Origin of the sequence: Nitrosomonas sp. (assembly GCA_016703745.1) — a bacterium.
Lineage (GTDB): Bacteria > Pseudomonadota > Gammaproteobacteria > Burkholderiales > Nitrosomonadaceae > Nitrosomonas.
The window spans coordinates 2153707-2174073 of the sequence record JADJBK010000006.1; the positions used below are offsets into that span (position 1 = coordinate 2153707).

The following is a 20367-nucleotide window of genomic DNA, read 5'->3' on the forward strand; positions in this document are numbered from 1 at the left end:
TGCCTAAAACTTAAGCAGAATACGTGAATTACCTGGTCAATTTTCAACCGGTATTAGTGCCCTTTTCTGGTCAATTTTCGACCGGTGTCAACAATCTGCCTTGAATTGCCGGTTGACCCTATCCAGTGGGCACGGCAGTGCCTTGTCCGGAACCGTCGTGCGGACAACCTTGCCGCGCCGTACACCTTCCAGCCCCAACCGTTTCATCAGCCGCTCAACAGTGCAACGAGCTACCTGTATTCCTTCGCGCTTAAGTTGTCGCCATACCTTGTCGGCACCATAAACCTGCAGATTGGCCTGCCAGATTCGTTGTATCTGCGGCATCAGATCGTCATCGCGAATAGCTCGGGCACAGCGCAATGCCGGATTACGCAGTTCGACAACGTGACGTCGATATCCCGACGGAGCGACCTGCAATACCTTGCAGATAGGCTCGACTCCGTGGGTGTCGCGATGCCGGTCAATGAATGATCTCAGGATTTGAGTTTGCGGTCGAGCTCCGCCTGGGCAAAAAAAGCACTGGCCAGTTTCAGTATCTCATTGGCGCGACGTAATTCCTTGACTTCACGCTCCAGTGCTTTGATGCGCTCGCGTTCTTCACTGGTGACACCATCTCGCAAGCCTGTGTCGATCTCGTGCTTCTTTACCCAATCATGCAGTGTCGGTGGTGCGCAGCCAATCTTTGGCGCTATCGATTCTATCGTCGCCCACAGCGAAGGGTACTCACTGCGATGCTCTTGCACCAGACGGACTGCGCGTGCTTTTACTTCAGGCGAATATTTGTTTAATTTGTTCATGGCTCCATTCTCTCAAGATTTGGAGCCTCCTCAAAACCCGGGGCGGTTCAAACCAGTATTTTATTACGATCCAACTACAATTCAGAAGAACGATCATTTTAGAAAAGTATGGTCACTAGAATCAGGAGATAATTACGATTACGATGTGCGGGCGCTTTTTGAATTCGACTGCCAAAAGGAAAGAGTAAAAATTCTAATTTATGAAACTGCACCTTCTGCTTTACACAGACCCGATCGCCTTACGCTTCGTCCTCTCTCGCCATTTGATGAGAGGGAATGGGTATCATTAAAAAGAAAGATGCCTGATAGACCATGGCACTCTTTTAAACAAGAAAAAACGCTTTTTAACATCGTTTGCGATAAATAAAGCTAATTTATAATCAGAAAATCATACAAAAATACATTTTTATTACTTTGATTTCGTGTCTTTCTTTGAGTAAAAGAAAAAATTCAATTGTAAAGGGGTAACAAATAAATGGGGGGCTGGTCGCGAATCAAGAATGTTAGCCCCAAGTAGTAATGTCCGCTGGTGGTTAAACTCACCCCTGTTAAAAAACAGCGGCGGATTATTTGGAAAATGGACAAGCTCATGAGTCAAAAAGAAGTAAAACGGTTACAAATACTAGATAGATTGAGAGAGGGAAAAATCAGCCAGCAGGAGGCAGCGCAGCAAATGGACATCAGCACCCGTCAGGCGCGACGGCTGGCCAAGCGTTATCAGCGGGAAGGTCTGGCCAGGTTGATCAGCAAGAAACGCGGCTGCGCTTCGAATCACCGGCTCGATGGAACTCTCCGTGCCACAGTCATCCAGCTGATTGGCGCACATTACTGCGACTTCGGCCCGACGCTAGCTTGCGAGAAGCTGGTCGAGCTGCACAGTATGCATTTGTCCGTCGAAAGCACCCGGCGAATTACGGTGACAGTTTACTGAATATGCTAATTATGCTATGCTTCCAGCATGGCTCGCTTACCTCGTATTGTCATTCCCGGCTATCCGCATCACGTGACACAACGTGGTAATCGCCGCGCTCCAACATTCTTTGAAGATGGTGACTACGAGCTTTATGTGGCATTGCTGGGAGAAGCAGCCCGAAAGGCCAGAACAGAGATCTGGTGTTACTGCCTGATGCCCAATCATGTGCATATCATTGTTGTTCCCTCGGATGAGGATGGATTGCGCCGTACTTTTGCCGATGCCCATCGGCGTTATACCGGATATATAAATGCCCGCCTGCGAGTGACAGGGCATTTATGGCAAGGGCGGTTTGGCTCGGTTGTGATGGATGAGGAACACCTGGCTCATGCCGTGCGATACGTCTCGATGAACCCGGTTCGTGCCGGGTTGGTTGAACGGGCAGAAGCGTGGCGCTGGTCAAGTGTTGCCAGTCATCTTTCAGCACAGGACAACGAGTTGGTCAAAGTTGCGCCTGTGCTGGATCGTTATGGTGATTTCGCTACCTTTCTTGCTCAGGAAGAGGTTGCTGGAGCATTCAAAAGGCTTCGTCAGTCAGAAACAACGGGGCGACCTTTGGGTTCGGAGGATTGGATCGAAAAGTTAGCGGCAATGACCGGCCGTGAACTTAAAGCGAAAAAACGTGGCCCCAAAAGAATAAGGGGTGGGAGTTAAATATATTTAGTAAACTGTCACCGTAAGTCCAGTAAACTGTCACCGTAAGTCCAGTAAACTGTCACCGTAAGTCCACCGTAAGTCGTCGTAAGTTCAGTCAGTATCCGGCAACAGCCGTGACGGCAGTTTTGGGTCTCAGATTGTCGGTAAACATTAGCGCCGGTGCATCTCCGTGGTCGATAAAACTCCTGGCCTTTATATCAAAAGTATGGCTACTCAATAAGCACGGTTGCAGAATAGACAACTATTCTTGTGAGATTATTGCTATTTTAATGTGGAGATAAACTCCGATACGGCTTTCATTTCCTTGACACTCATGCGCGAGACAACTGTTTGCATGGAGTTGTTCATGTCGTTATTTCGTGTTCCGTGACGAAATGCCTGCAACTGTGAAAAAGTATAAGTGGCATGCTGACCACCCACTCTTGGATAATGTGGCGGAATGCCCTGTCCGGTAACCGAATGGCAGCTGGAGCAAGCCGGAACTGAGTTTTCCAGATTGCCACTGAGATAGATTTTCTTGCCTAATTCCAGTATAGATTCATTATCGGTATTATTGACGCCCGCCTGGGGTTGCTGGTGTGCGTAATAGGCGGCAAGATTTTCCATGTCGTCATCACTAAGGCTGGCAACCATCGAGGCCATGATGGGGTTATCCCTTTGTGCTGATTTTTTATCCCCTGTTCTAAAATCATTGAGCTGTTTGGCAGTATATTCAGCATATTGACCAGCCAGGATCGGATTGTTGGGGATAATGCTGTTGCCGTCCGAATTATGGCAACCTGCGCAAATCCCGGTAGCGATTTCCTTGCCTTTTTCGGCATCACCACCAGGGATGGCAGGGTTGGCAAACGCAAAACCGGAGACAATGAGCGTCAACGCTGCGACAACAATTTCAGATTTTTTCATGATTGTCTTATTAAGGTTGTAATTAAGAGAGGGAGACTGCCCGTCATTTTAGCAAGATTTGCAGAATCTGGTAAATGAGTCAGCAACTCTGTGCATAATATGTGCCATGAAAACCTTGCTCATATTTCTGATAATTGCCAATATCAGTACGGCTTGTTATTTTTATTTTTTTAAACATGAACGTGAAGGGGCGGCTGTGTCGCTGCTTCATCCAGAGAAAATTATCCTATTGCCATTCAAACAATAGAAAACATAGTAGCTGATAAAACAGCTGGATTGTATTATCCATGAATAATTTGGGGTCTTAACGGGAGTTGGTGTGGCGGTCAAAATAAAAACGAAAGAAGAAATCGAAACTATGCGGGTGGCAGGTAGGCTGGCAGCAGAGGTTCTTGATTATATTGAGCCATTTGTTCAGCCTGGAGTCACTACCGGCAAACTCGACGAACTGTGTCACCACTATATGGTGGATGTCCAGAAAACTATTCCGGCACCACTGAATTATGCGCCACCGGGTTATAGTCCATTTCCAAAATCGATCTGTACTTCGGTGAATCATCAGATATGCCATGGTGTGCCGGGGGAGAAACGACTCAAGGACGGGGATATTGTCAATATCGATGTGACGGTAATTTACGAAGGTTATCATGGGGATACGAGTCGCATGTTTTTTATCGGTCAGCCGTCTATTCAGGCAAAAAGACTTTGTGAGTTAACTTTTGAGGCTATGTGGCGTGGAATCGAAACTATTCATGCCGGAAGTCGGCTGGGTGATATTGGGCATGCTATTCAACAGCTGGCGGAACATGCAGGTTATAGCATCGTAAAAGAGTTTTGTGGACATGGGGTGGGTGCGCAGTTTCATGAGGATCCACAGGTGTTGCACTATGGACGTCCCGGTACCGGAATGGAATTGAAGCCAGGTATGGTAATTACGGTTGAACCCATGATTAATGCGGGAAAGGCGGCAATCAAGTCGCTGCCGGATGGCTGGACAATCATTACCAAGGATAGAAGTCTGTCGGCGCAGTGGGAACATACTGTACTGGTCACGGAGAACGGATATGAGGTGCTGACAGTTTCTGCCGGTACGCCAGCCAAACCGGTCTATTGTTATGCGACCAGATAACTTCCCTTTTCCAGAGATCACTAAACATAATGAAGACTATATCGCGCTGTAATGATCGTTCTCCAACCCAGCTTCGTCCCGTTAAACTGACCCGTGGCTATACGCGTTATGCAGCGGGTTCGGTGCTGGTCGAATATGGTGAAACCAAGGTATTGTGTCAGGCGAGTGTTATTGAAAAAATACCCCCTTTTCTTAAAGGTAAAGGTCAGGGGTGGCTGACGGCGGAGTATGGCATGTTGCCCTGCTCAACAGGGGAACGCATGCAACGCGAGGCCGTAAAAGGCAGTCAGTCTGGGCGCACTATGGAAATCCAGCGCTTGATCGGTCGCGCACTCCGCGCGGTGGTGGATTTGAGCAAACTTGGTGAGCGTACTGTGCAGATCGATTGTGATGTTATTCAGGCCGATGGCGGTACGCGTACCGCAAGTATTACCGGCGCATTTGTCGCATTGTGTGACGCGGTACGGGTGCTGTTGACGCAGGAAGCCATTCAGTTCAGCCCTGTTTTAGATCACGTTGCCGCGACTTCAGTTGGTTTGGTGAAGGGCTGTCCGCTGCTGGATCTGGACTACGCCGAGGATTCTAGCTGTGATACAGACATGAATGTCGTGATGACCGGCAAGGGCGGTTTGATCGAAATTCAGGGTACGGCCGAAGGCCAGACCTTTACTCGTCAGGAACTGGATGCAATGCTTGATCTCGCTCAGCAAGGGATTGCGGAGCTGATTAATCTGCAAAAACAGGCGCTTGCTTCCGGGTAATGAGCAACTTTACTATGCAACCTTATTTTGAAAAAATTATTCTAGCCAGTGGTAATGCCGGTAAATTAACCGAGATTCAGCAAATTCTTGGGCCACTTGGAATTGAAGCTATCGCGCAGTCAGTTTTTACGGTGCCTGAAATCGATGAACCATTCGATACGTTTCTGGAGAACGCCTTGCTTAAGGCGCGTCACGCCAGTCGGCTGAGTGGTCTGCCTGCGCTTGCGGATGATTCCGGTATCTGTGTCAATGTCTTGCATGGTGAGCCTGGCGTGCGTTCGGCACGTTATGGGGGAGAGCCGAAGTCGGATGAGCGCAACAACCAGATGTTGGTGCAGGCACTGGAAAATCACTCCGACCGTAGCGCCTGTTTTTATTGTGTGCTTGTCTTGGTAAGACATGCCGCCGACCCCCAGCCTATTATTGCGGATGGCTGCTGGCAGGGACAAATTATTTCGCAGCCTCGTGGCATGAATGGGTTTGGTTATGATCCGTATTTCTTTTTGCCAGACCTGGGAAGGACATCAGCCGAATTGAGCTCTGAGCAAAAAAATCAACTGAGCCATCGTGGCCGGGCTTTGCGCAAGCTGGTAGATATACTGGCAGAACATCGAAATTGATGGCTGTCTGGTTATCCCTGCTATCACAGTATCAGGCCGGTAAATGATGAGTATTAATCCCCTTTCTCCATCGCCTCTTTCCCCCAGATTGATAGAGTTACCTCCGTTGAGTCTCTATATCCATCTGCCTTGGTGTATCAAAAAATGTCCGTATTGTGATTTCAACTCGCATGCTATGGACAGACAAACTGATTTACCTGAAGAAGCCTATGTTGCTGCGCTGAAACGGGATCTTGAAATGGCGTTACCTGCTATCTGGGGACGACCCGTCATCAGTGTGTTTTTTGGGGGGGGCACACCCAGCCTGTTTAGTGCCCAAGCCATTGATGCAATTTTGTCTCATGCCAGAATGTTGTTACCGTTCGTACCATCTGCTGAAATTACGCTGGAAGCCAACCCCGGTACGTTTGAGGCACCGAAGTTTGCGGATTTTCGTGCAGCAGGTATCAACCGCTTATCGATTGGTATCCAGAGTTTCAATCGAAAACATTTGAAGGCATTGGGGAGAGTACACGATGATCTCGAAGCGTGGCGGGCAGTGGAAATGGCCTGTCGCTATTTTGATAACGTCAATCTGGATCTGATGTATGCCTTGCCTGAGCAAACTCTGGCAGAAGCGCAAAAGGATATCGAACAGGCCCGCACCTGCGATGTGCGGCACCTGTCGGCTTACCACCTGACGCTTGAACCCAATACCTGGTTCTATCAGCATCCTCCTGACCTGCCGGACGACGATCTGAGTGCCGACATGCAGGAAATGATAGAACAGTTTCTGGCTGAACAAGGCTATGGTAATTACGAAATTTCTGCTTTTGCGAAATCAGGGTGGGAGTGCCGGCATAACCTCAATTACTGGCAATATGGTGATTATCTGGGTGTTGGTGCCGGTGCGCATACCAAGATCAGTTCTCGTGAGAAGATCGTGCGTCAAATGCGCCATAAGCATCCACGGCAATATCTTGAACAATCGGCGAATATCCCGAAGGAGGCAGCAGCATTCATCGTGCGGGAACATGAAGTGGCTTCGCGCGATCGGGTATTCGAGTTCATGATGAATGCGCTGCGTCTGACAGAAGGGTTTGCACCGGCACTATTTCAGAGTCATACCGGTCTGGCACTTTCTGCATTACAAAAACAGCTTGAAGTCGCAGAACAGCAGAATCTGATCATCTGGACACATGACCGAATTCGCCCCACTCTTCGTGGTAGACGTTATCTGAATGATTTGCTGGGAATATTTTTCCAGAATGATGCGCTCTCACTCGATAAGGCAACTATTGATCTGATCTGATCAGCATGATTTGGCGTGGGGGGCTTTTTATGGGTACGTACACCTCTCAATGGTGGTATTTTTGATTTCGGGTAGCTACGCTTGCCAGTCGCTTCTGACCGCTTTTTTTGATGCGCTGTTATACTTCGCTCATCCGCTTTGTGGATCGTCAATTCCACAGCGCCTTGAAGAGACTGGAACTATTGCGTATGGTTTTTAGTTAACTGATATATAGAAATATTCTATGCATGTTCAGAACATTGGCTTTATTGGCCTGGGTATTATGGGAAAACCCATGGCAAGCCGCTTGCTTCAGTATGGTTATCCGGTTTTTCTCTACTCCCGTAGTGGCGTGCCTGATGAGCTGATCTCCTCAGGAGGCTATGCTTGTTGTTCTGCGGTCGAAGTTGCCGAGAAAGCAGATATGGTTATTCTGATGTTGCCGAATACGGTAGATGTAGAAGAAGTTCTGTTTGCTGATAACGGTGTGGCCGTTGGCCTGACCGCCGCCAGGCTGCCCGAATTATCAAATCGTAAAATCGTTATTGATATGAGTTCCATCTCTCCGGGCGAGACCCGTCGTTTTGCCAGCTGTATAGCCGAACTGGGGCATGATTATGCTGATGCACCGGTTTCTGGCGGTCAGACTGGTGCGCAGCAAGGCACATTGACGATCATGGTGGGCGCCACCTTGGCAGTATTTGAAAAAATACAGCCTATACTGGCACGGATGGGGCAGCACATCACTCACATCGGTCAACCTGGAAGCGGGCAGATCTGCAAAATGGCTAACCAGATTGTGGTGGCCGGTACCTGTGTAAAAAATATCCGTCAGGCGTTAATGGGTGGATTTGCGGCGTCCCGGATACTTGATGTGCATGGAGAGCGGATGATCAATCGTAATTTTCAGCCTGGGTTTCGCATTGATCTGCAGGTCAAAGATCTTGATATTGTCTTGGCGTGCGCAGCGGAACTGGGCATCAGCCTGCCTAATACTGCGTTGACGCAATCACTTTATCAGGCCTGTATCGCGCAGGGTGACCAGCTGCTCGATAATTCCGCGATTGTGCGTATTTTAGAAAAGATTTCCAATCACGAAATCACGCCACAGACCACACATGCTATCCCGTGAACTGATCAGGCAGTTACTGGCCATTCTGCCCTCGGATTCGGTTCTGTATGAGGCAGAGGATCTGGGGCCTTATGAATGCGATGCGCTTTCTATTTACCGCCAGTTACCGCTGGCTGTTGTATTACCACGCACCGAAGCGGAAATTGTTAAAATTCTGCAACTCTGTTACCGCGAACGGGTGCCGGTGGTGGCGCGCGGGGCAGGAACGGGGTTATCAGGCGGTGCGCTGCCGCATGCACAGGGAATATTGCTCTCTCTGGCAAAGCTCAATCAAATCATTGAAATCGATCCCATGGCCTGTACTGCCAGAGTACAGCCGGGCGTGCGCAATCTTGCCATCAGCCAGGCGGCCAGTATCCATGGGCTCTACTATGCGCCCGATCCGTCATCGCAGATTGCCTGCACGATCGGCGGCAATGTGGCTGAAAATTCTGGGGGCGTACATTGCCTGAAATATGGTCTGACCGTGCACAATATTCTAAAGCTGCGTGTGCTGACCATCGAGGGGGACGAGATTGAAATCGGTGCCGAAGCATATGATAGCCCAGGGTATGATTTACTGGCCTTGTTGACAGGTAGTGAAGGCATGCTGGGTATTATCACGGAAATCACCGTTAGGCTGCTGCCCAAACCCGAGGCAGCCCAGCTGGTGATGGCAACATTCTCCGATCTGGCTGAAGCTGGCGAAGCGGTTGCCAGCGTCATTCAGTCAGGGATCATTCCTGCCGGGATGGAACTGATGGACAATTTGACCATTGGTGCCGTTGAAGATTTTATTCAAGCCGGCTACGACAGGCAAGCTGCCGCAATCCTGCTGTGCGAATCGGATGGTATGGCGGCAGAGGTTGCTGCTGAAACTGAGAAAATCGGGCAAATTCTGCGTGCAAGTGGGGCAATCAAGGTAGAAATTGCTCAGGATGAGGTGCAGCGTCAGCGTTTGTGGGCAGGGCGAAAGGCAGCATTTCCGGCAGCCGGCAGAATTTCTCCAGACTACTATTGTATGGATGGCACCATCCCACGTAAACATCTGGCACGGGTGCTGGCGCAGATTGAGCGGCTTTCAGCAGAATTCAGCTTGCGTTGCATGAATGTGTTTCATGCAGGAGACGGCAACCTGCATCCGTTGATTCTTTATGACGCCAATCAGCCCGGTGAGCTGTGCAAAGCAGAAGCATTTGGCGCGCGTATCCTCGAGATCTGTATCGCGTCAGGCGGTACTATCACGGGTGAGCACGGGGTTGGAATAGAAAAACTTGACCAGATGTGCCTGCAGTTCAGCGATGCCGAGCGTGAGTTGTTTTTAGCCATCAAGACTGCTTTCGATCCACAGGCGCTTCTTAACCCAGGTAAAGCGATTCCCAGTCTGCATCGCTGCGCTGAGTTGGGCGCCATGCACGTGCATCACGGACAAACCCGCTTCCCTGATCTGCCGAGATTCTGAATCTTGACAGATTATTAATTTTCTATCATGTCCTCGATCCTGGAATCATTTACTGACGCGGTCAAACAGGCCGCAGAGAAGCGGCAGACACTTTACATCAAAGGGGGCAGCAGCAAATATTTTTATGGTATTCCACCTTTGGAAGATACGTTGCCGCTTGATGTCACGGGTAATCTGGGAATTGTCGATTATGAGCCCAGCGAGCTCATCATCACCGCACGTGCCGGTACGCCTCTGCACGAAATAGAGAATACATTAGCGCAGCATGGACAGATGCTGGCCTTCGAGCCACCCCATTTCGGGCAGTCGGCCACACTTGGGGGATGTGTCGCTACTGGACTTTCCGGACCACGACGCGCCTATGCGGGCGCCGTGCGTGATTTCGTTCTTGGTGTTCGGATCCTGGATGGGCAAGGCAGGGTAATGTCCTTTGGTGGTCGGGTCATGAAAAACGTTGCTGGTTACGATGTTTCCCGTCTCATGGCGGGATCAATGGGAACGTTGGGCATCCTCCTGGAAGTGTCACTCAAGGTTCTGCCAAAACCAGCCACGGAACGTACACTTTGTTTGGTAACAACCATGGCGCAGGCACTGGAGCTAATGCGTTACTATGCAACCCGACCCTTACCTGTTTCTGCCACATGCTATATCGATGGGCGATTGTACGTCCGTTTATCTGGAATGGAAACCGCCGTTGCCGCCGCGCAGGAGCAGCTGAGAGGTGAGGTGGACGAGGATGGAGAAACATTTCTGGAGTCGATTAGACATCATACTCATCCCTTTTTTCATAGCCGACCCGTCCTGTGGCGACTATCGGTCAAAGCGACGACGGCACCGTTGTCACTGCCTGGTGAGCAGCTGATTGAGTGGGGTGGGGCATTACGCTGGTTTGCACCTGCGGAAGCTATCGCAGCGGATGAAGTGCGCAGACTGGCTGCTGCTGCGGGTGGGCATGCCACGTTATTTTACGGCGACAGAGCGGGTACGTCGGTATTTCAACCTTTATCACCAGTGTTGCAGAGAATGCATCAGCGTTTAAAACAGCAATTTGACCCGGCGGGCATCCTGAACCCGCGCCGTATGTTCCCGGAATTCTGACATGCAGACACAGCTTGAAGATGGCATCAGAAACACACCTGCAGGGAAAGAAGCGGATGCCATTCTGCGCAGCTGCGTTCATTGTGGTTTTTGTCTTGCTACCTGTCCGACCTACCAGCTATTGGGGGATGAGCTCGACAGTCCGCGTGGCAGGATTTATCTGATTAAGCAGCTTCTGGAGGGCGCAGAGGCAACACAGAAAACGCAGCGACACCTTGATCGCTGCCTGACCTGCCGTGCCTGCGAGACGACATGTCCTTCCGGGGTTCAGTACGGTCGGCTACTCGATATTGGCCGTCACCAGGTGGAGCAGCAGGTTGAACGCAGGCTCCACGTAAGACTGATTCGGTACGCTTTGAGAAAGATCTTGCCAAATCGCCGGATTTTTGTGGCACTCATGACAGCTGCGCGTATCGCCAGACCGCTTATGCCGGCAAAGCTAAAAAAAAGTATTCCGCCTGTATCCAAAGAAATCAATCTGCCTGTGGAGGGAAACGGCCAGCGTGTCATGCTGGTGCTGGACGGCTGTGTTCAACCGGTTCTTAAACCAGCGATTAATCTGGCCACCAGCCGGGTACTTAAAAGAGTGGGCATTGATCTCGTTAGTGCATCACAGGCCGGTTGTTGCGGCGCGCTTGCCTATCACCTCAATGCACAGGATGAAGGATTGGATGCGATGCGACGGAATATTGACGCATGGTGGCCTTATGTCGTGCACCCGAACAAACCAGCGGAGGCGATCGTTATAACCGCAAGCGGTTGTGGCGTGACCATCAAGGAGTATGGACACCTGCTACGCCATGATGACCGGTATGCAGAGAAAGCAGCCCGTATTTCAGCGCTGGCGAAGGATATTGGCGAGGTAATGGCTGCTGAAAAAAACCATCTTGCTACTTTGATGAGAAACAATACGTATTTACCGCATATTGCTTTTCATTCACCCTGCACCTTGCAGCATGGCATGCGCCTCAACGGTGTAGTTGAAGAGCTGCTTCAGGCCTTGGGTTTTAAACTGGCGAGAATTGCCGATGCTCACCTTTGCTGTGGTTCCGCTGGCACCTATTCTCTGCTGCAACCACAGCTATCGCGGCAGCTGCGTGATAATAAACTGGCTGCATTATGTCAGGAAAAATCAGCGCTGCTGGCAACTGCCAATATCGGCTGTCTGATGCATTTACAGGCGGGTACAGATAAACCAGTGAAGCACTGGATAGAACTGCTGGATGAAGCATTGCCGTAACCGTCCAGCGCTCCCACCTATCTTTCCTGCTGTTTAGTGATTGAATAAACGCTGGTGTAAGCGGTAGCAATTCATCGATGCGGTTATTGGGCCAGGTGGGTAGTTTGGCGAGGGTGTCTGCAAGCCATGCGGCGGGATTGAACCGCCCCGGGTTTTGAGGAGGCTCCAAATCTTGAGAGAATGGAGCCATGAACAAATTAAACAAATATTCGCCTGAAGTAAAAGCACGCGCAGTCCGTCTGGTGCAAGAGCATCGCAGTGAGTACCCTTCGCTGTGGGCGACGATAGAATCGATAGCGCCAAAGATTGGCTGCGCACCACCGACACTGCATGATTGGGTAAAGAAGCACGAGATCGACACAGGCTTGCGAGATGGTGTCACCAGTGAAGAACGCGAGCGCATCAAAGCACTGGAGCGTGAAGTCAAGGAATTACGTCGCGCCAATGAGATACTGAAACTGGCCAGTGCTTTTTTTGCCCAGGCGGAGCTCGACCGCAAACTCAAATCCTGAGATCATTCATTGACCGGCATCGCGACACCCACGGAGTCGAGCCTATCTGCAAGGTATTGCAGGTCGCTCCGTCGGGATATCGACGTCACGTTGTCGAACTGCGTAATCCGGCATTGCGCTGTGCCCGAGCTATTCGCGATGACGATCTGATGCCGCAGATACAACGAATCTGGCAGGCCAATCTGCAGGTTTATGGTGCCGACAAGGTATGGCGACAACTTAAGCGCGAAGGAATACAGGTAGCTCGTTGCACTGTTGAGCGGCTGATGAAACGGTTGGGGCTGGAAGGTGTACGGCGCGGCAAGGTTGTCCGCACGACGGTTCCGGACAAGGCACTGCCGTGCCCACTGGATAGGGTCAACCGGCAATTCAAGGCAGATCGCCCAAACCAGTTGTGGGTGTCGGATTTCACCTATGTTTCCACCTGGCAGGGCTGGCTGTATGTCGCGTTCGTCATCGACGTGTTTGCCCGGTGCATCGTGGGTTGGCGGGTCAGTTCCAGCATGCACACAGACTTCGTGCTGGATGCGCTGGAGCAGGCGTTATACACCCGGCAACCGGAGCTGGGTGCTTTGATTCACCACAGCGACAAGGGCTCCCAGTATGTCTCTATCCGTTATACGGAGCGACTTGCCGAGGCCGGGATAGAGCCGTCGGTTGGCAGTAAAGGAGATAGCTACGACAACGCACTGGCCGAAACGATCAACGGGCTTTACAAGACTGAATTGATTCATAAGCAAGGGCCTTGGAAAAACAGGGAATCCGTTGAATTGGCGACGTTGAACTGGGTGTTCTGGTTCAATCATCAGCGTTTGCTCGGACCTATCGGCTATATACCTCCAGCAGAAGCTGAGGCACAATACTATCGGCAGTTAGCCAACTCGGATTCTGCCAGTGTTACTTAAACTAAATAGTGCCTGCCCGAAAACCAAAAATTCCCAATAAAACCAACAGCCGGTATCCGATTAGGCGTAGTGAAGATTTTTGATAAATCGAGCCAGACTGGCGTTATCAGACGATTTTAGGCAATTATCAAGAACAATCCCTCTAAACTTCGTTAGAATTTTACGAAAATATCATTCTCAAAAACAAACTTCCTTCAAGCGAGAATATCATGCGAGTCGTCCGGGACAGACAGATGCAATTAGGCGAGATTGGCATTGCTCAAATCCGGTTCAACTTACGTTCGCGGGACGACATCCCGAAGGTGCTGCGGGGTTTGCAGCACCTGTACATGAACGAGGCGTTGCGCGAACAGGTGTTCACGCTGCTGGAGAACGAGATGGCGCCTGGGGTAGACAAGCACAACGGCCGCCCGGGTATGGACCTGTGGCGCATTCTGGTTTGTGGTGTGCTGCGCCTGGATTTGAATATTGACTATGACCGCCTGCTCGAGCTCGTCAACGAGCACAAGACCTTGCGTCAAATGCTGGGGCATGGACTGTTTGATGCCGAGCTGCAATATAACCGCCAGACCCTGGTGGACAACGTTGAACTGCTCACGCCGGAACTACTGGACAAATTGAACCAGATCATTGTTGCCGGAGGGCATGTCCTGCTAAAAAAGGGCGACGCCGCCCTGCGTGGGCGGTGCGACTCCTTTGTGGTTGAAACCAATGTGCATTTTCCAAGTGACATTGGTCTTTTGTGGGATGCGATGCGCAAAGCAATCATTCTGACCGGGCAATGGTGCGAAAGTCAGCAATCGAGCCACTGGCGACAGTATCGCTACAATCTGCGTCAACTGAAGCGACTACTGCGCGAAGTACAAAATAAAAAACGGTGCAAGACGCCGAAAACCCAGGGGCAAACCATTCAAGCCCACCGAACCTATATCGAGCAGGCACAACAACACCTGGACAAGATTCGGGCTACCTTGTCCGGGCTGATCGCCAAAACCCCCACCGAGCGACTCCTGAAGCTTGAAATCGAAGGTTATTGCCAGCATGCTGCCCGCCAGATCGATCAGATCGCGCGCCGCGTGCTCAAAGGGGGAATGATTCCCCATCAGGAAAAAGTATTCTCCATTTTTGAACCCCACACCGAATGGATCAGTAAAGGCAAAGCGGGTGTGCCGGTTGAGCTGGGTCTCAAGACATGCATTCTGGAAGACCAGTACCAGTTTATCCTGCATCATCATGTAATGGAGCAACAAACCGATGATCAAGTTGCGCTTGTCATGATCTCCGAGACCAGAAAACACTTTCCTTCTCTCAACGCCTGCAGTTTCGACAAAGGCTTCCACTCCCCCGATAACCAGGATGGATTAGCCCAACAGCTTGATCAGGTCACGCTACCCAAAAAAGGTAAATTATCCCAGGAACGTAAAGCTGTGGAACACACTGAAGCGTTTACCCAGGCTCGCCGCGCACACTCGGCAGTGGAGTCGGCTATTAATGCCTTGGAAGTGCACGGTCTGGACAAATGCCCGGATCATGGCATCGATGGTTTTAAACGCTACGTTGCGCTCGCCATCGTCACCCGCAATATCCACCGCATTGGTGACATTCTGTGGCAGCAGGATGTGAAACGTGAACGCAAGGCCAACGCGCAACATTCGAAGCGCCGACAGACGGCCTGAAAAACCTTCATTCTTGACGTAAAAACCCCGGATTTCGGCCAAATAGCGCCTGGTGTCGGGCAAAAAACAGGTTTTTTGTGATGCTTGCTGAAAAAATACAACCAAAAGCCTTTTTACGCTTATCGCTGTGCAGTGTTTTATTTGTGCTGCTTAAAAAGCAGGCAGTCTTCTCGTGAAAAACAGGGTTTTCTGACGGGTACTAAATAGCCTCCACAGAACCCGGGGCGATTCAAGATCGAGTTTGTTGAGTTGCGCGGTACCGAACAAGGTTTGAATGGCAGCGGCGCGTTGACCGGCACGTTCCGATCCGGTGAATAGCCAATTCTTTTTGCCGATTGCGATCGGGCGGATGGTGTTCTCCACCGGGTTGTTGTCGATCGGAAGAAAGCCGGTTTGTGCGTAGCGGATGAGACCTGGCCAGCGTCTGAGGGTATAGCGCGTAGGTTGAGGTGACGACAGGAACCCCAACACGACAACCGCATCGCCACCAGCCAACCCTGAAAGCGAGACATCGCGATCAATAAAACCATCAGCAACCCGCAAAGGCCAAACCGGTTAAAAATGTTGGGGTTCGTTACCTCACCCCAACCTACGGTCCTTTAATCCGACACCGAAAGTAAATTCCCTACATCGCCACACCAATCCGCCGCCAGAACGCCATTACGCACATAACGATGAAATGTCGAATACGGCCAATCTTGAACCCGGTTGACATAGCCATGTTTCAAGGGATTAACATGGATATAATCAATATGCTTGGCATAATCCAATTCTGTGGTAATCGTATGTTCCCAATAGCGGCGTTGCCAAATACCCCGTTCAGACCGTTTTCGCCGCGTCGCCGACAAGCGTTCCTTGCGGGAAAAACCTTTTGAAAACAGCAGCTTGATTAACCTCCAACGTACCGGGAAATTATCGGTATCAGGTGGAAGAGTCCATATACAGTGCATGTGATCCGGCAGCACCACCCAGGCATCAATATGGAATGGGTATAAGCGTTTCACCCGGCGAACCGAATCCCGCAACAGATCAATGTGATCCGTGAGTATAGTCTGTTGCCGTTCCAATAAATTGACCGTAAAAAAATAACACCCACCCGCCACAAAATTACGTCGGTAATTTGGTATAAAAAGCTTCCGCATCAAAAAAAATCAACGGAAATAATGGCATAGGCGTATGGCGGTTTCGCGCCAGCAAACCGCCATGCCAAACAAAGCAAACAACCAGACAAAAATCCCATGTTTGGAAATGCCGTCATGAAAACCAGCATGACAGGCTTCGTTCATGGTGGTTCGCTAAAGCGGAACCACCCTACAATTCATCCGCCGTACGGACGTGTAAAAAAGCCTCGTTGCGTGAACGAGGCTTTTAAAATGGGCGTGTCAGATAATTTGCTGCGGGGGGTTATAAGGGCAGCATTGTTTTTTCAAAAAGAATTGTTCCACTGACATCAATTAGCTTGACGGTCAGCGCGGCATCCTAGGAAATTTCAACCAGACCGAATGATTGCAAATGCGGTGGCGGAGAATTTTGCCCAATGCCTTCGGTGCTCGGAGCGCGCAAATATTCATACTGCGGACCGAAGCTTGCATCGAGATTACCCGCCCCAAAAGCGCCGGCATGAATCGGGCCGATGACAAATTCCCAGAACGGAGTGAAATTCTTGAATGTTGCCAATGCAGGGTCATACGAGATGGCGGCGGTAAAATGCACATCGCTGGTCAGAAAAACAACATTTTTGATCTGATGATCCTTGATAAACTCCAGGATTTCAGCGAGTTGAACTTCACGGCCCAGCACGGCCGGATCATCCTGCCCCCAGGCATCGCGATCATCGATGCCACCGGTTACAATACTGAGCGGATCATGCGTGGAAATGATTTTCCAGGTTGCGCAGGATGTTTTTAAAGCTTTTTTCAGCCAGGCCAACTGTTTCCGCCCCAGCATTTCGATTCCGTCAGGATTGGAATTGTCTGGATTCGCGTCGCGGAAGCTGCGTTCATCCAGTAAAAACAATTCCATATGTTTGCCATGTTGCACGCTTTTATATAATTTTCCGCGTTCGATAGGATTATATTCATATAAAGCCTGGCGCGCATTGACTGCCAGCACATCCGCGCTGATACCAAAATAAGGCGCGCCTGCGGGCATGATTTCACCCGGATACCAATTATTGGTTACTTCATGATCGTCCCATTGAACGTAGACGGGGGTTTTAGCAAGAAAGCGCGTCATTTTTTCGTCCCCCAGATTGTATTTTCAATTTGCGCGGAAATCGTCCAGGGAGACAGCGACAAAATCCTTTGCTGGCTCATTTTTCCAGGCGCCGCCACCAACGTCAGCGGGAATTTCCTTGCTTGGCGGGATCGGTGCATCCGCATAAATCATATCACCCTGAAACAGCGCAAAATCAGGATTCAGTTTGGACATGGAATCAAAAATGACATAACCGCCTTTGATCAGATCCCCGTCGGCGTGGATCACTTCAAGATCGGGATTGCGTCCCCAGCCCTGGCCGGCCAGATCCGCGACCCAGACAAACCGTACGGGATCGGCGCTATCCCTGTTGCTTGCTGTTTTAAACACAGACGTGCTTGCAGAAACCATCGAACGTGGATTTTTTTTCAGCGATTTGCATTCTGCCTGATAGTAATAGTGCGATCCAGATTTCAAGCCTTTAAATACGAGCGAGCCTGTATAGTCTTTCCGCTCAGTTACGCGAAGCGATTTTTTTCTGACTATACCGTTATGCTTGGCTGCGTCAATTAGATTTTTGTCCGTGGCCAGCGTAAATGTCAAAAGTGCATCCTGTTCAAAATTGCAGCGCCCCCAAAGTACGGCGCTGTCATGCGTGACGTCGCCTGATTGAATATAGACACTATCATCTGAAGCAATTAAGTGGGTCGGCAGAATCGACGTAACCACAAAAATACTCGATGCAAATAACCGTTTTACAGTACTTGATTTCATCTTGCTCCTCCTGGAATGTATTGCTGTTGATGAGCAAATCACGCTCGGAGAGAACACTAAAAGAAGTATGTGAAAATCTGATGTCGGTAAGATGATAGTTTTTTACGAATTGACGAAACGGCGTTATATTCAGACTGGCAGTCTTAGCGAAAGTATGTATTTTAAGGCTATGTTTGCGTTAAACGTTGAAAATACTTTTTTGTCCAATGTCAAATAGGCTGAAACATTAAAACCGGAGAGCATAGTCATGAAAACCTCTGATTTTCGGGAGTGGTTGGAAAAAATATCGCAGCTTAGCCGTGGACAAAAAGAACATGTCAGGCATTGCCTGAGCAAAGTGACGCCAAAAGCTGCGGCGGTGAAGTGGCTTGAGGATTCTTTTGAACCGATTTGCCCGGTCCGCCAAGCGGATCGATCCTATCGTTGGGGATGCCAGGCGGGGCTGCAACGTTTTTGCTGTTGCGGGTGCAAGCACACGTTCACAGCGGTATCGGGAACGCCTTTGGCCCGTCTGCGGCATAAGGAGCAATGGTTGAATTACAGCGCGGAAGCCAATAGAATGCCCCGTATCGCCTGGCTCAGTCGGGAGGGGTGAGAGCCGGGATTGCGGCGGTGTGTGTTTGACATCGATTTTTCTCCATTTTGTGTTTTTATATTAGTAATACAATCGAGCGGGCAAAAACCGGAACCGCACATAGAAGAAAAATTAATAAATTTTCTAACTGTTTGTTTTTAAATGATAAATAATCCGGTTTTTTAAGTAACAATGCCCTTGGCGATCCAGTGTCGAGCACTGCTCACAATTTTTCCATCCGCTTGACCGGCGATGCCGAGATGCTTTCGAGTTTTTGTGATACATTGATTACACGTATTCAATAGTTGACGTAAAGGGGATTAGATATGGCCACCTCAATAAGACTTTCTCCGGAAATTGAACAACGGCTTGATTATTTGGCCGGCCAAACCGGGCGTACGAAGGCATTTTATTTACGAGAAATCATCGAAAAAGGATTGACTGATATGGAAGATTATTACTTGGCCGCCGGCGTGTTGGAACGCGTTCGCAAAGGTGAAGAACGCGTATATTCATTAGATGAGGTGGAGAACGCGCTTGGCGTGGCTGATTGAACTGTCAGAGACGGCGAATAAGCAACTGGCAAAACTCGATAAGACGGAAGCGAGGCGTATTACGAAATTTCTGCGAGAGCGTTTGGCTGTTACCGACAATCCACGCACTGTAGGCAAGGCTTTATCCGGTCCGCTTGGTGGTTTGTGGCGTTATCGAGTGGGTGACTATCGATTGATTTGTGACATTCAGGACGGCGTGCTGTGCGTTTTGGTATTGAAGATCGGTAATCGTCGAGAAGTTTACAAGTGATATCGGCAGCAAGGGTAATTATACGTTTGGGTAAGTATTGCCTATCTTGTCCAAGCGACAGTTGATGTTGCTTGATCATGTGCAGGGATGATCAGCGCGGCAGGACTTTAACCCAGAAAGGTAGCGGGTGTGTGAGTTTGACGGGCAGGTTGGCTTCGAGAAAGGCGAGAATTTTATCGGTGTCTTTCAGCGGGTAGGAACCGATGATCCGTAAATCGGCAATCTCAGGGTCACAGGTAATGTAGCCTGGTCGGTAACGGCTGAGTTGCAGCAAAAACTCGCTGAGCGGCAAATCGTCGGCAACGATAAAGCCTTCGGTCCAGGCTGGTTTATCCTGGCTGTGTCGGTGGATAGGCTCAATGTGATTTGAGGTAAACTGAACTTGTTGGCCGGCAAGTAGGGTTTGTTTGGCGAAAGTGGTATCGACGGGGTGGATTTCAACGGCATCTTGAAACACGGCAACCTGTGTCCGGTTTTTGTGCTGGCTAACACTGAAGCGCGTGCCGAGAGCCTGAACGCTGCCTTGCAAGGTATCGACGATAAATGGCCGTTTCAATTACGGTGACAGTTTACTAAATAAATATATCATATTGTCAGCATAGCTCGCTTACCTCGTATTGTAATGCCCAGTTATTCGGTTTGGAGGATTAGAGCGAAAAGTTAACAGCAATGACTGGCCGTTAGCTTTTCGATCTAATTTTTCAGACCAAATAGTCATGCTGACAATATGGTATAACCAGTGAATTTGATAAACTGTCACCGTAATTCCACCGTAATTCATGTCAAAATTATGATCTATATATAGATCATAAAATATTTTAATGCAATTACGGGTAATTACGGTGACAGTTTACTGAATAAACTAATTGTGCCATATCGACAATATGACTCGCTTACCTCGT

At 49.7% G+C, this 20367-nt stretch carries 18 protein-coding genes, 4 pseudogenes and 2 other annotated features; of the genes and pseudogenes, 16 read left to right on the forward strand and 6 right to left on the reverse strand.

Annotation, left to right across the window (positions count from 1 at the left end; genetic code table 11):
* Positions 1-93: 93 nt before the first annotated feature.
* Positions 94-797, reverse strand: a pseudogene (locus IPG31_11305) (IS3 family transposase).
* Positions 403-519 (reverse strand) — a sequence feature (AL1L pseudoknot). It overlaps the preceding pseudogene by 117 nt.
* Here IPG31_11305 and IPG31_11310 point away from each other — a divergent pair.
* From IPG31_11310 to IPG31_11320, 3 genes are all read left to right on the forward strand, one after another.
* A complete protein-coding gene (locus tag IPG31_11310; protein ID MBK6618911.1) occupies positions 796-1164 on the forward strand; it encodes a hypothetical protein in 369 nt (122 codons plus the stop codon). The pseudogene IPG31_11305 and the gene IPG31_11310 overlap by 2 nt on opposite strands.
* A gap of 222 nt (positions 1165-1386) precedes the next feature.
* Positions 1387-1728, forward strand: coding sequence for a helix-turn-helix domain-containing protein (locus IPG31_11315; GenBank protein MBK6618912.1), 342 nt, complete (start codon positions 1387-1389; stop codon positions 1726-1728).
* 27 nt (positions 1729-1755) lie between these two features.
* The gene (locus IPG31_11320; GenBank protein ID MBK6618913.1) at positions 1756-2424 is read left to right on the forward strand and encodes a transposase; all 669 of its coding nucleotides are present in this window, start codon (positions 1756-1758) and stop codon (positions 2422-2424) included.
* A 264-nt stretch (positions 2425-2688) separates the two neighbouring features.
* Here the strand turns inward: IPG31_11320 and IPG31_11325 are convergent, their stop codons facing one another.
* Complete coding sequence (locus IPG31_11325) at positions 2689-3333, reverse strand: cytochrome c4 (protein ID MBK6618914.1); 645 nt, start codon at positions 3331-3333, stop codon at positions 2689-2691.
* 319 nt (positions 3334-3652) lie between these two features.
* Between IPG31_11325 and map the strand changes: the two genes are divergently transcribed.
* The 10 genes from map to IPG31_11375 all read left to right on the forward strand — a co-directional run bounded on the left by map (position 3653) and on the right by IPG31_11375 (position 15117).
* Entirely contained in the window at positions 3653-4462 is an 810-nt protein-coding gene (map, locus tag IPG31_11330; GenBank protein MBK6618915.1) for a type I methionyl aminopeptidase, read from the forward strand.
* Positions 4463-4491: 29 nt separating this feature from the next.
* Complete coding sequence (rph, locus tag IPG31_11335) at positions 4492-5223, forward strand: ribonuclease PH (GenBank protein ID MBK6618916.1); 732 nt, start codon at positions 4492-4494, stop codon at positions 5221-5223.
* Positions 5224-5237: 14 nt separating this feature from the next.
* The gene (gene rdgB / locus IPG31_11340; protein ID MBK6618917.1) at positions 5238-5843 is read left to right on the forward strand and encodes an RdgB/HAM1 family non-canonical purine NTP pyrophosphatase; all 606 of its coding nucleotides are present in this window, start codon (positions 5238-5240) and stop codon (positions 5841-5843) included.
* A gap of 43 nt (positions 5844-5886) precedes the next feature.
* Complete coding sequence (locus IPG31_11345; GenBank protein MBK6618918.1) at positions 5887-7134, forward strand: oxygen-independent coproporphyrinogen III oxidase-like protein; 1248 nt, start codon at positions 5887-5889, stop codon at positions 7132-7134.
* Between the two features lie 223 nt (positions 7135-7357).
* Entirely contained in the window at positions 7358-8245 is an 888-nt protein-coding gene (locus IPG31_11350) for an NAD-binding protein (protein MBK6618919.1), read from the forward strand.
* Entirely contained in the window at positions 8232-9686 is a 1455-nt protein-coding gene (locus IPG31_11355; protein MBK6618920.1) for an FAD-binding protein, read from the forward strand. Before IPG31_11350 ends, IPG31_11355 begins: the two co-directional genes overlap by 14 nt.
* Before the next feature lie 27 nt (positions 9687-9713).
* Complete coding sequence (glcE, locus tag IPG31_11360; protein ID MBK6618921.1) at positions 9714-10784, forward strand: glycolate oxidase subunit GlcE; 1071 nt, start codon at positions 9714-9716, stop codon at positions 10782-10784.
* 1 nt (position 10785) lies between these two features.
* A complete protein-coding gene (gene glcF, locus IPG31_11365) occupies positions 10786-12024 on the forward strand; it encodes a glycolate oxidase subunit GlcF (GenBank protein MBK6618922.1) in 1239 nt (412 codons plus the stop codon).
* A gap of 188 nt (positions 12025-12212) precedes the next feature.
* A protein-coding gene (locus IPG31_11370; GenBank protein ID MBK6618923.1) for an IS3 family transposase occupies positions 12213-13441 on the forward strand; the annotation gives its coding sequence in 2 pieces (ribosomal slippage) (positions 12213-12501 and positions 12501-13441; 1230 coding nt in all).
* Positions 12491-12607, forward strand: a sequence feature (AL1L pseudoknot). (Overlaps the previous gene by 117 nt.)
* A 209-nt stretch (positions 13442-13650) precedes the next feature.
* Positions 13651-15117 carry an ISNCY family transposase gene (locus IPG31_11375; GenBank protein ID MBK6618924.1) on the forward strand — a complete coding sequence of 489 codons (1467 nt, stop codon included), beginning with the start codon at positions 13651-13653 and terminating at the stop codon, positions 15115-15117.
* Positions 15118-15351: 234 nt separating this feature from the next.
* On the opposite strand, the pseudogene IPG31_11380 reads toward IPG31_11375, so the two are convergent.
* The 3 genes and pseudogenes from IPG31_11380 to IPG31_11390 all read right to left on the reverse strand — a co-directional run bounded on the left by IPG31_11380 (position 15352) and on the right by IPG31_11390 (position 18087).
* Positions 15352-15552: pseudogene (locus tag IPG31_11380) on the reverse strand (transposase).
* 164 nt (positions 15553-15716) lie between these two features.
* On the reverse strand, positions 15717-16244 hold the full coding sequence (locus IPG31_11385) for a transposase (protein ID MBK6618925.1): 528 nt from the start codon (positions 16242-16244) through the stop codon (positions 15717-15719).
* Positions 16245-16521: 277 nt separating this feature from the next.
* A pseudogene (locus IPG31_11390) lies at positions 16522-18087 on the reverse strand (alkaline phosphatase D family protein).
* 247 nt (positions 18088-18334) lie between these two features.
* Here IPG31_11390 and IPG31_11395 point away from each other — a divergent pair.
* The 3 genes and pseudogenes from IPG31_11395 (at position 18335) to IPG31_11405 (ending at position 19465) form a co-directional block, all read left to right on the forward strand.
* A pseudogene (locus IPG31_11395) lies at positions 18335-18634 on the forward strand (IS1595 family transposase).
* Positions 18635-18987: 353 nt separating this feature from the next.
* The gene (locus IPG31_11400; GenBank protein MBK6618926.1) at positions 18988-19215 is read left to right on the forward strand and encodes a CopG family transcriptional regulator; all 228 of its coding nucleotides are present in this window, start codon (positions 18988-18990) and stop codon (positions 19213-19215) included.
* Entirely contained in the window at positions 19199-19465 is a 267-nt protein-coding gene (locus tag IPG31_11405) for a type II toxin-antitoxin system RelE/ParE family toxin (GenBank protein MBK6618927.1), read from the forward strand. The genes IPG31_11400 and IPG31_11405 overlap by 17 nt, the downstream gene beginning before the upstream one ends.
* Positions 19466-19556: 91 nt before the next feature.
* Here the strand turns inward: IPG31_11405 and IPG31_11410 are convergent, their stop codons facing one another.
* Positions 19557-20021, reverse strand: coding sequence for a FecR domain-containing protein (locus tag IPG31_11410; GenBank protein MBK6618928.1), 465 nt, complete (start codon positions 20019-20021; stop codon positions 19557-19559).
* Between the last annotated feature and the right edge of the window lie 346 nt (positions 20022-20367).